The sequence below is a fragment of the Zhurongbacter thermophilus genome (assembly GCF_026184435.1).
Taxonomy (GTDB): domain Bacteria; phylum Coprothermobacterota; class Coprothermobacteria; order Coprothermobacterales; family JAADFF01; genus JAADFF01.
Map to the genome: position 1 here is coordinate 647,384 of NZ_CP046447.1, position 11,398 is coordinate 658,781.

Genomic DNA, 11,398 nt, shown 5'->3' on the forward strand with positions numbered 1-11,398 from the left:
ATGCATATATATATTTCCGAGGAAGTAATAGGAAAGTCTCATGTTGTAGCACTGGAGACAGCGGTTTTGACACATGGCTTACCATATCCTAAAAATGTAGAGGCTGTTGTCAAAATGGAAAAGGCTGTTAGGGAATCAGGGGCTATTCCGGCTACAATAGGTATTGTTAACGGAATTATTAAGATTGGTTTGACTCTTGATGAAATAGAAATGCTTGGTACAGTAGATGGGCGACAAAAGGTTTCTATAAGGGATATTCCGCTGGCTGTGTATGGGAAGTGGAATGCTGGTACCACTGTTAGCGCCACAATGTGGATAGCTCATAAAGCTGGTATAGAGGTGTTTGCTACTGGTGGTATTGGCGGTGTACACCGTCATGTGGAGAAGACATGGGATATTTCTGCGGATATGTATGCACTGGCAACGATACCTATTATGGTTGTGTCTTCAGGTGCTAAGAGCATTCTTGATTTGCCTAAAACATTAGAGTATCTTGAAACTTTAGGTGTCCCTGTATTAGGCTATCAGACTAATGTTTTTCCTGCATTTTATACGGGAAAAACATTGCTTCAGCTTCGTCATCGTTTTGAAACACCTAACCAAGTGGCCGCGTATTGGAGAGTTCATAAAGGTGTAAATCTGGACAAAGGCGTGCTCCTTGCTAACCCTATACCGGAAGATAAGGCTATACCTCAATCGGAAATGGAAAATATTATGGAGAGTGTGCTTGACGAGATGGAGCAAAAAGGTGTTACTGGTAAGGATGTAACACCATTCTTGCTTTCTCGTATTGCAGATATCCTTGGCGAAAAAGTTGTAGAGGCAAATATAGCCCTGCTGGTAAACAATGCCCGTGTTGCCGGTGCTATAGCACGTTTCTTGTAAGGTGATGGCAATGGCAATGGATGTTACACCTATTCTTGTTATTGGGGGCAGCAATATAGATATAAAGGGTAGAAGTAGTGTTCCTCCTGTGCTTGGCAATTCCAATCCCGGTGAAGTGTATATTACTCCCGGTGGAGTAGGCAGGAACATTACATCTACACTGGCAACACTTGGAGCTGTTGTTTCACTTATAACATCATTTAGTACAGATGAATGGGGACTGACAATTAGGGCGAGTTTGGATAAGCAAGATGTAGATGTGTACGTTGTAGATAAAGGTTATACTGGAACGTATGTTGGTGTGCTTGATAATCACGGTAAGACAATCATTGGGGTGGCAGGAAAAAATCCCGCCTATGAAATTACATGGGATGATATCAAAGACTTTATTACAGATGCCAGTATATGGGTATTTGATACAAATCTTTCCCCGGAGCTTGTTGAGAAAATTGTTATGGAAGCTCAAGAAAGACACGTATTTTCGGTTTTGGTACCAGCTTCTCCCAAAAAGTTAGAGCCTGTTGTTCATGTTGTCGAAAAAGTCAATATGGCTGTGCTTAATAAAGACGAGGTAGAGCTTATAAGAGATATGAGACCTAAGGATATCCTTATAGGCACAAGTCACAGCAGTATATCGATTTGGCATAGAGGTCAGATTACCAATGTGCATTTTGCTCCTGTTCATGATTATGTAGATGATACAGGAGCAGGAGATACCTTTACTGCTGCCGTTATCTATCATCATCTGCTAATGGGTATGGATCTTGTAGAGAGTGTTAAGGTTGCTTTGGATTATGCTCGAATGAGCCTTGAGAGTTACTCGTCTGATATTTAAGGAGATGATTGTATGTATAGAGACATGTTTAAGGTAGCTGTTATCGGTTATGCAGGTGATATTGATAAGCCACCTGTTTCGCATGTTGCCGATATAGCCCTTAGTATAGGTAAGGCGCTAGGGAGAGAAAGATATGTGGTGCTAACTGGAGGACGTGACGGAGTCATGCATCTTGTTAGTAAGGGAGCCGCAGAAGAGGGTTCTATTGTTATTGGTATTACCCCTTATGCTTCTGGTGGTATTACTCCTTATGCTATAGAAATTTCTACTGGTCTTGATATGGCTATGAGGTCTGGTGTACTTCTTAACTCTGCCAATGCTGTAATATCTATTGGTGGTGCAGCCGGTACTTCTGTCGAGATATTTATGGCCTATTCGTATAGAAAGCCACTTATACTCATGAGGGGTACCGGAGGATGGACCGATAGAATTATTAAGATACTGGAAGAAGACACAACCCTTGGCGGAGATTCCCTTGATTATCGTCTTGCCGGTAGAGTATATATTGCTGATAGTGTAGACGAAGCAATGAAGATTCTTGAAAGAATAAGGGCAAACAGGGAATAACCCTGTTTGCCCTTTGCCGTTGGCTATAATGTGCATTTGACCCAACCACCATCTACCGGTATTACAGTCCCTGTGATAAAAGATGCTTCGTCAGAGACAAGGAATGCAACGGCTGCAGCAATTTCTTCAGGTTTTGCCAACCTACCCATAGGTACATCTTGAACGCGGAGTTTTTCCTCTTCTTCATATGTTATACCTTTCTGTTTTGCTGCATAGTTTATAAGGTTTTCCATGCGCTGTGTTGCTGTAAGTCCTGTAGCGATAGTATTAATTGTAATGTTGTAGGGGGCCAGTTCAAAAGCCAGATGTTTTGATAGTCCCACCACAGATGGTCTAATGGCGTTTGATGTTAGCAGGTTAGGATATGGCATTTTTACAGAGACTGATTCCATATTGACGATGCGTCCCCATTTCTGCTGTTTCATACCAGGAAGTACTTTTCGGATCATTCTTACCTTGCTGAGGAATGTGAGCTCGAATGATTTTATCCATGTCTGGTCATCTATGTCGTCAAAGTTGCCAGGTGGTGGACCACCAAGATTATTGACCAATATGTCGATATGTTCTTCCTTTTCTAAGATATCATTGAATATCCGGTCAATATCTTCTTTCTTTGATAGATCTCCTGTATAAGCTATAACACCGGGTATTTCTGCGATTAGTTTCCTGACGTTATCTTCACTCCTGGATGCTGTATATACCTTGTAGCCTTTATCTATCAGTGTTTTGACGATGGCTTTACCGATACCTTTTGTTCCTCCTCCTACAAATGCAATCTTACCCACAGAGTTCACCTCCTGTTTTTAGAATATACATGAGTATGCTGCCGGCTACTGCTACATTAAATGAATCTATAGTTGACGATTTTAGTAGTAGATTTAAGGTATCGGGATATTCTTTCCATATATCGGAAAGTCCTCTTCCCTCACTACCAAGGCATAGTGCAAAGTCATCAAGTTTCATATTAAATGTTGGCTTACAGTTTTCTTGGTGGATATAAGTTGTAATGATTTTTATGGTTCTTTCTTTTAATGCTTTGAAAATCTCTTTGTTTCTTCCTTTGAATATAGGGATAAATAAACTGTATCCTGCTGATGATCGTATAACTTTAGGGGATAGTGGATCTGCTGTTCCTTCTCCTACCAATATGGCCTTATACTGGAGTCCTACTGCCGTGCGAATAAGTGTACCAACATTTATGGGATCCGACACTCCGTCAAGTACAAGAAAAGGTCCTCTATCTGGTAATGTTTCAAGAGAAGTGTAGTGTTTTTCTATCACTGCCATTATGCCTTGATCTGCCATGACATCGTCAAGTGTTTTAGCCAGTTTAGGGCTAAGTAGTATAGGATTGAAATCTTCATAGAGTTGAGCATTTTTTTCATCAGTAAGCACAATATATTTAACATCTGTGGACAGTGTACTGGTAACTATATCATCTACTATTTTTTTACCTATGGCGATCGTTAGTCCTGTCTTTTTGCGATAAGATGAGGATGTCAGAATTTTCTTTATCTCTTTGTATGTTGGATTATCTTTACTCGATATGACCTTCACTCTATCTCCTTCCTTTCCACCCGTTTCCCAAATGATACAAGTATTTCATAGGGTATGGTGCCTGCGAGATTGGCTATGTCATCTGCCCATATGCTGCCTTCTTCCCAATCTCCCATAATTACAACCTTGTCTCCAACTTTTACACCTTCTATATCTGTTATATCAAACATAGAAAAATCCATAGCTATACTACCTATTTGTCTGGCAGTTTTTCCTTTGATACCAGCCCAGACTTTACCGCTGAGTATTCGCTTGTATCCATCGGCATATCCCATAGATACTGTAGCTACTTTGGTTGGCTTATCGGCTATAAATCGCCATCCATAAGATACTCCTTCTCCAGGTGGTATTTCCCTGATATCTGATACTGTAGCTTCTACACGCATAACTCTTTTTAGTTTGGTATCAAATTCTGGTACTTCACTGTACCCATATATGGCTACCCCTGGTCTGACCATATCAAAGTGCACTTCTGGATATTTATAAAGGGCACTACTGTTGGCAGCATGGACGATTAAGTCATCGCGGGGTATTTCGTTTAATACGGCCATGAATCTGTTTATCTGTGTGCGTGTTACCTCTTCATCGCTATCGGCTTTGGCAAAGTGGGTTAGTATGCCTTCTATCCTGCCTGGGAATGTGGTAAGTAGTTTCTTTATGGAATCTATGTTGGAGTGTAGTATGCCATGTCTGTGCATGCCTGTATCTATCATAAGATGGGCTTTTAATTTTTTAGTGTTTGCAAGTATGAAGCGTCCAAATTCCTCATTATTGATAACAATGCGTATTCCTTTTAAGGCCAACTCGTCTAAAACATCTGGTTCGTAATGGTCGGTTGTGCCCATGATCAGTATCCATTTGGCTCCAAGTCGCGATACGGTCAGGGCTTCTTGTAGTGTTGCAACACCGAATCTCTTAATGCCAAGATCGAGTAGTGTCGGCACAACAATGTGGACATCATGACCATATGCATCTGCCTTTACCATAGCGAGTATCTCAGATGATGTGAGTTTGCGAATTTCTCCGAGGTTATGGGCTATGCTACTCTTACTGATAAATGCAGTTTTCATAGATATTCCCCCTTCCGAGAGGTGCCTTTTTGTTATATAATACTCCATGGTCTACCTATTGCGGAGGGGTGACCGAACTGGCTAAGGAGCCGGACTTGAAATCCGGTGTAGGCCTATGAAGGCCGTGCGGGTTCGAGTCCCGCCCCCTCCGCCAAACTTTTAGAAAACATTAAGTAAATACCCTTGACGACATTTTTAAGACTTGGTAGTATATCTTTACCCCCTGAGGAGAAGTGTCCCCCGCTTCTCCACAGATGGAAGAAAATGCATCCCCCTAATGGACCCCGTACCCCCAGGGGTCCTTCTCCTCTTTTTGGGTAGAATAAAGTAGAGGTAGGAAAGGGGGCGTAGGCCATGAAAAATGCAGAGGAGATTATAGAGGAAGGGAGGAAACTCTACGAGAAGCTGACAAAGCTTTTGAAAGAAGGAAAAAAGCCATCGAAAGAAGATGTTGAAAAGCTTCGTGAAATTATAGAGTTTCATAATAGACAGTACTTTGTATTGGATAATCCTATAATTTCTGATAAGGAATATGATGGGTTGTTTCATTTACTGTTGAAGATAGAAGAAAAATATCCCGAACTCAAAACACCTGATTCACCAACCCATAGGGTAGGTGCTCCTCCAAGAAAAGATTTGCCAACAGTAAGGCATAAAGTGCCTATGCTATCCCTTGATAATGCTTTTGATTTTGATGATCTGAGAAAATTTGACCAAAGAGTCAAATCTCTTTTGGGCATAGAGGAAGATATAGAGTATGTTTGTGAACACAAGCTTGACGGACTTGCTATATCTCTTCGCTATGAAAATGGTATTTTAGTGCTTGGAGCCACTCGTGGTGACGGGATAGAGGGTGAAGATGTGACACCCAATGTCAAGACGATAAAAGTTATTCCTCTAAGGTTAAAGACAGATAATCCTCCTCGTGTTGTTGAAGTGCGTGGAGAAGTTTTTATGCGGTATAAGGATTTCGAAGAGCTTAATAAACGTCAGCGTGAGAGAGGCGAAAAAGAGTTTTCTAATCCGCGTAATGCTGCAGCAGGTTCTATTAGGCAGCTTGATCCATCTATAACAGCAGAAAGACCTTTATTTTTCTATCCGTACGCTTTTGGAGAGCTTGATGGCATTCGCTTTCAAACACATTATGAGTTTCTCAAGTGGGCTGAAAGCGTAGGATTTTTGATTAACCCTTATACAAAGGTGTGTAAGGGAATTGAGGAAGTAATAGAGTACTGTGACTATTGGACAAAACACCGAGATAAGCTTGACTATCCTGCTGATGGTGTTGTTGTCAAGGTTAATCGCATCGATTATCAAGAGATACTCGGCTTTAAGGCAAGAAGTCCTCGTTGGGCTATTGCCTACAAGTTCCCTGCGGAGGTTAAAGAGACTGTCGTTGAAGATATTATTGTTAGCGTGGGAAGAACAGGTGTGTTGACTCCTGTCGCTATACTGAAACCTGTTGTGCTGGATGGTGCTGTTGTTACACGGGCATCACTACACAACGAAGATGAAATTAAACGTCTTGATGTTCGTGTTGGTGATACTGTTCTTGTGCATCGTGCAGGACAGGTTATACCTGAAGTTCTGGAAGTTGTCAAGGATAAAAGGCCTAAAGATAGCAAGCCTTTCCAAATGCCTGATAGATGTCCTGTATGTGGGGCTCCTGTAGTTAAAGAGGGGGCATATCATAAATGCACCGGTTTTCGTTGTCCTGCTCAGGTAAAGGGTCGCATTAAGCATTTTGCCTCTCGTGATGGTATGGATATCGAGGGACTCGGTGAGAAGCTCATAGAGACTTTGGTGGATAAGGGGCTTGTATCAGATGTGGGAGATCTATATTATTTGAAGATGTCTGATCTTGTGTCCCTTGAGCGTATGGGTGAGAAATCTGCATCTAATCTTCTCAAAGCCATAGAGAAGAGTAAAAGTAGACCTCTGTACAAGCTTATTTATGCTCTGGGTATTCCTCTGGTTGGTCAAAAGACTGCCTCTCTGATAGCAGAGCAGTTTCATAGCATTTATGAGCTGGGAGGATATATCAGTGATGAAGATGTGAAGCAGTTGCCTACCGATATTGCCCGAGTCTTACGTAAACATTTTCACTCGTGGTTTGAGGTGTTATCTGCGGATAAGCCCGAAGATATTCCAGAAGAGTGGTGGAAAAAACTGCGTGAGATGGCCAGGCAGAAAACTCAGGATATAATAAATAAGTTATATAGCATTGAAGGTGTCGGTGATGAAACTGTCGGTGCTATTGTTAAAACTTTTTCGCAAAGTGGTACTTGGGAAGTCATTGATAAATTGCAGAAGGCAGGCGTTAAGCTAAAAGAGGAACAAAAGGAAGGAAAACTATCTGGTAAAACGTTTGTCTTCACAGGTAGTTTGAAGAGTATGTCACGCACGGAAGCTGCCGATGCTGTTCGAAGTCTTGGGGGCAGGGTTGCAAGTAGTGTATCTAAGAAGGTTGACTATGTTGTTGTGGGAGAAAACCCGGGTAGCAAATATGATAAAGCACTAAAGCTTGGAGTAAGAATTATTAATGAAGATGAGTTTTTACGGCTCATAGGGGAGGGTAAGCATGGAGAAGAGAACGGTGAAGAGGATAGTGGTAGTGCTATTCAGCCTCCTCTTCCTCTTGGCTAATATATATGTACCCGATGCTGTTGCCCGTATATATAAGTTTGGTATGTATACCCGTATCAACGATATATGGGTGTCTCCTAAAAATGAGATATGGCTGGCTACCGACAATGGTGCTTATAAAATTAACTTGTCTGGATATGTAATCAGATCGGTAGATACTTCTTATGGTTTACCAGATATTTATGTGAAAAAGGTTTTCGGCGATGATAATGACCGATTGTTCTTGTTAACTGGAGCTGGTCTTTCTGTTGTATACCTGAGTGACCATGTCAGTCAAACTTATTCAGATTATGAAGGGTTACCACTTGGGGCATATCAAACATTGGATGTGTCTGACGATTACATTGCTGTGGGTTCTTCAGAGCAGATGTGGTTGCTAAATAAGCATACGGGGAAGACATGTAAGGCTAGTGTTGGTGCCTATATTAATGATATTCAGATTGTCGGTGACAATATATATGTTGGAACCTATAATGGGCTTGGGGTTTATGGTGTTGATTGTCATTATAAAGGGATACTTCTCAATGATAAAGTTAATGATATATATAGGTATGGTACTTCATTGTATATTGCAACCAAGCATGGAGCTTTCAAGGTATATTTACCTAATACTAGTGTAAATCGTATTTCCAATATTGATTTCTACGGTGAAATTGAACATATAGTTGTTTCTCCTAGGGGAGATGTTGTTGCTACTGCTGGAAATGATATATATATAAAACCTTCTGGAGGAAAGGCATATAAGATTACCATAGGCGCTTCTGGTAATGTAATAACAGCTGTGTATCCTTATGGATACGATAATATCGTTGTGTCTTTAGCAGGTTCTCGCAATGCAGGCTTGTATATGGTAGAGAATATGTTTTATGTTAAACAAATTCTCGAGATTCATGTGCCTGTCCGCAATAATATGGTTTCGTATATTAAACCTGAGAATACATCTGTTGTATGGTTTAAGTACGGAGAATCTCTTTATTGGTTTAATAATCCAAACTCTATGTATAGATTTCAGTTTATGTCCGCTGATGGGAAATCTATAGATGCTTCAATTATTTTGTCTATTGCACCATGGATTACAGGGGATAAGTTAGCTCTTGGTACTGTGCTTGGCTTTTATGTGGGAAATAAGGTTAGTCGTGTTATGAAACAAATAGACATATCTTCATTTATATCAGAAAGTATTGTCGATGTGGATACAGATGGTAGGGGCAAATATTTCATATTAACTCGAAAATATCTCTATGTATATAATGCCTACACAGGATACTTCAAGAGATTGTTGCTCCCTAAAGGAGAATATGCCTATGATGAGTATTACTACGATGGGGGTATATATATATCAACTACTAAATCTGTCTTGAAATATGAGGATGATGTCATTGTTGCATATCACGCTCTTAATTATGGTGCTACTCGGATAGTAGGAACTCTGGGTGGTATTTGGGCTATAAACAATGGAAACTTGATTTTTCTGGACAGAAAACTGAAAAAATTGGTACCTATTTCCCTCTTCAATAACATGGGAGTTGTGGATGTTGATAGTTGGCAACACTATCTTGTTGTCGGAACAGATGAAGGGGTATTTTTATACAAAGGAGGAAAGATTTGGGGTGTGTTTTCTGCCTTTGAGGGTATGGTGACATCTAACTTTATCACGGATATATCTGTATGGAATCACTATCTTGTTGTCGGCACACGTAGTGGGCTTTCGATAGTGGATTTGTCAGATGGAGTTATCCCATTTAGAGATGTTAACTACTTAAATTATATTGTGTGGATGCACCGTTTGACATCATTGGGTATTATTAAAGGAAACGGAAAAGGGGCTTATATGCCCTATAAACCCATTACTGTGGAAGAACTGGTTATTTTACTGTCCCGTGCATCTCATATTCCCACCAAATCTTGCATGATAAATAATGCCCATTCGTGGGCTGTCCCTTATATTTGTGGTTATTTTCATGGGAAAGTTCCGCGTGGGGTTAAGTGGAAGGCCAATCTAACGTCTGATATATTAAATAGGTATTTTCCATATGTCAATATTCCGTCTAAGCATGGAAAATATTTACGAATAGATGTATTCAGGTTTTTGTATAAACTTATCTATTCCAATGGACTATGGAGGTGAAAAAAGTGGATATAAAGGTTGATAAAGAACTTGTGCGGAAGATAGCCGATATGGCTATGCTAGAGTTTAGTGAAGAGGAAATAGAGGAATTTGTTTCATACTTTGAAGAAATGTTTGATGTTTTTGACATGCTGGGTGATATTTCACCTGATTATGAGATTCCTCCATTACCGGCAACACTTCACGAAGATGAACCGGAAAGAAGGGTGGACTACCATGATTTGTGGATGAGATTTTCTCTTATGAAAAATGGATATTTACTTGTACCACCACTTAGGGGAGGAGATGAGGAATGACGATAAAAGAGCTGAGGAAAAGATTTATATCTGGTGAGTTAACACCACTGGAATACATGGAGGAATTACTAGAGACAATTCGTCAAAAAGAAAGAAAGATTAATGCTTTTACTCATTTGGAAAAGACAGATACTTTGCTTAAAGAAGCAGAATTATGGACAGAAAAATATAAATCTGGTGAAGAACTACCACCACTTGCCGGTATTCCAGTGGCCATTAAAGACAATATTGCCGTAAAAGATATGCCTCTTACATGTGCCAGCAAAATACTTCAAGAGTTTACATCACCATATGATGCAACGGCTGTAAGGAAATTGAAGGAAGCCGGGGCTATTATCATAGGTAAAACTAATCTTGATGAGTTTGCCATGGGATCTACTACAGAGTTTTCTATCTTCGGTCCAACTCATAATCCTGTGGATCTTGAAAGGGTGCCTGGTGGTTCTAGTGGTGGTTCAGCAGCCTCTGTTGCTGCTGGTATGGTTCCTGTAGCCCTAGGTAGTGATACAGGTGGATCTGTAAGACAGCCGGCGTCATTTACTGATACTGTTGGTATAAAACCATCGTATGGTATGGTGTCTCGTTATGGACTTGTTGCTTTTGCTTCTTCCCTTGATCAGATAGGGGTACTTGCCAAAAATGTGGAAGATGCTTCTCTTATTATCCGAGTTATTGCCGGTAAAGATAAATATGATGCTACATCTAGAGAATTGTCTGTAAAAAATATTTTTGATGCTTTTGAAACTATAGATGGAGTAAAAATCGGTGTCTGGAAGGAACTTGACAATCATCCTGCAGAGGACGGGGTTATGAAAGTATGGGATGATGCTATTATGAAGGCATCAAAGGAATTTCAGATGATACCTGTGTCTCTGCCTGATATTGCTTCTGGTATTGCCTCTTATTACCTAATAGCTCCTGCTGAGGCTTCTGCCAATTTGGCACGATATGATGGTGTGAGATATGCATGGCGAGTTCTTGATGCTTCTACGTATAAAGAAATGGTAAAGAGAACACGAACCATAGGATTTGGTAAAGAGGTCAAAAGGAGGATTATGATAGGTACGTTTGCGCTATCAGCGGGATACCAGGATGCTTTTTATAAGAAGGCTGTTGCTATGAGATATAGAATTATGCAAAACTTTGAAGAGGCTTTCAAGCAGGTTGATGTTATTCTTGTTCCAACATCACCGAAATTGCCTTGGAAGATAGGACAGAAAATGTCTCCGTCTGAGGTATATAAGGCAGACCTTTACACAATACCTGTTAATCTGGCAGGTTTGCCTGCTGTTTCTATTCCTGCCGGATATGTTGACAATTTGCCTGTTGGTATACAGGTGATTGGTAAGTATGGCGAAGATGAAAAGGTCTGGGCCGTTGCAGATAAGCTTATGGGGTTGTGGAGGTGAAGGCA

General features: G+C 40.5%; 10 protein-coding genes and 1 tRNA gene. 8 read left to right on the forward strand and 3 right to left on the reverse strand.

Annotation, left to right across the window (positions count from 1 at the left end; translation table 11 throughout):
• Genes GM182_RS03015 through GM182_RS03025 form a run of 3 tightly spaced genes read left to right on the forward strand, consistent with a single transcriptional unit; the run spans position 1 to position 2,287 of the window.
• Positions 1-885: a pseudouridine-5'-phosphate glycosidase gene (locus GM182_RS03015; protein ID WP_449187114.1), complete on the forward strand. Its 885-nt coding sequence runs from the start codon at positions 1-3 to the stop codon at positions 883-885.
• Positions 886-895: 10 nt separating this feature from the next.
• The gene (locus tag GM182_RS03020) at positions 896-1,720 is read left to right on the forward strand and encodes a PfkB family carbohydrate kinase (protein ID WP_449187115.1); all 825 of its coding nucleotides are present in this window, start codon (positions 896-898) and stop codon (positions 1,718-1,720) included.
• A gap of 12 nt (positions 1,721-1,732) precedes the next feature.
• Positions 1,733-2,287 (forward strand): TIGR00725 family protein, encoded by a 555-nt coding sequence (locus tag GM182_RS03025; RefSeq protein ID WP_449187116.1) that lies wholly within the window; start codon positions 1,733-1,735, stop codon positions 2,285-2,287.
• 23 nt (positions 2,288-2,310) lie between these two features.
• Here GM182_RS03025 and GM182_RS03030 read toward each other — a convergent pair whose 3' ends face one another.
• From GM182_RS03030 to alr, 3 genes are read right to left on the reverse strand one after another with little or no spacing between them, the layout of a single operon-like run.
• On the reverse strand, positions 2,311-3,072 hold the full coding sequence (locus tag GM182_RS03030; protein ID WP_449187117.1) for an SDR family oxidoreductase: 762 nt from the start codon (positions 3,070-3,072) through the stop codon (positions 2,311-2,313).
• The gene (locus tag GM182_RS03035; protein WP_449187118.1) at positions 3,065-3,844 is read right to left on the reverse strand and encodes a TrmH family RNA methyltransferase; all 780 of its coding nucleotides are present in this window, start codon (positions 3,842-3,844) and stop codon (positions 3,065-3,067) included. The genes GM182_RS03030 and GM182_RS03035 overlap by 8 nt, the downstream gene beginning before the upstream one ends.
• Complete coding sequence (alr, locus tag GM182_RS03040; protein ID WP_449187119.1) at positions 3,841-4,914, reverse strand: alanine racemase; 1,074 nt, start codon at positions 4,912-4,914, stop codon at positions 3,841-3,843. The genes GM182_RS03035 and alr overlap by 4 nt, the downstream gene beginning before the upstream one ends.
• Before the next feature lie 62 nt (positions 4,915-4,976).
• Here alr and GM182_RS03045 point away from each other — a divergent pair.
• From GM182_RS03045 to gatA, 5 genes are all read left to right on the forward strand, one after another.
• Positions 4,977-5,068, forward strand: a tRNA-Ser gene (locus GM182_RS03045).
• Positions 5,069-5,268: 200 nt separating this feature from the next.
• Complete coding sequence (ligA, locus tag GM182_RS03050; protein ID WP_449187120.1) at positions 5,269-7,560, forward strand: NAD-dependent DNA ligase LigA; 2,292 nt, start codon at positions 5,269-5,271, stop codon at positions 7,558-7,560.
• Positions 7,496-9,688, forward strand: a complete 2,193-nt coding sequence (locus GM182_RS03055) for a ligand-binding sensor domain-containing protein (RefSeq protein ID WP_449187121.1) — start codon at positions 7,496-7,498, stop codon at positions 9,686-9,688. The genes ligA and GM182_RS03055 overlap by 65 nt, the downstream gene beginning before the upstream one ends.
• Positions 9,689-9,693: 5 nt before the next feature.
• Entirely contained in the window at positions 9,694-9,984 is a 291-nt protein-coding gene (locus GM182_RS03060) for a hypothetical protein (protein ID WP_449187122.1), read from the forward strand.
• Positions 9,981-11,393: an Asp-tRNA(Asn)/Glu-tRNA(Gln) amidotransferase subunit GatA gene (gatA, locus tag GM182_RS03065; protein WP_449187123.1), complete on the forward strand. Its 1,413-nt coding sequence runs from the start codon at positions 9,981-9,983 to the stop codon at positions 11,391-11,393. Before GM182_RS03060 ends, gatA begins: the two co-directional genes overlap by 4 nt.
• Positions 11,394-11,398: the final 5 nt, after the last annotated feature.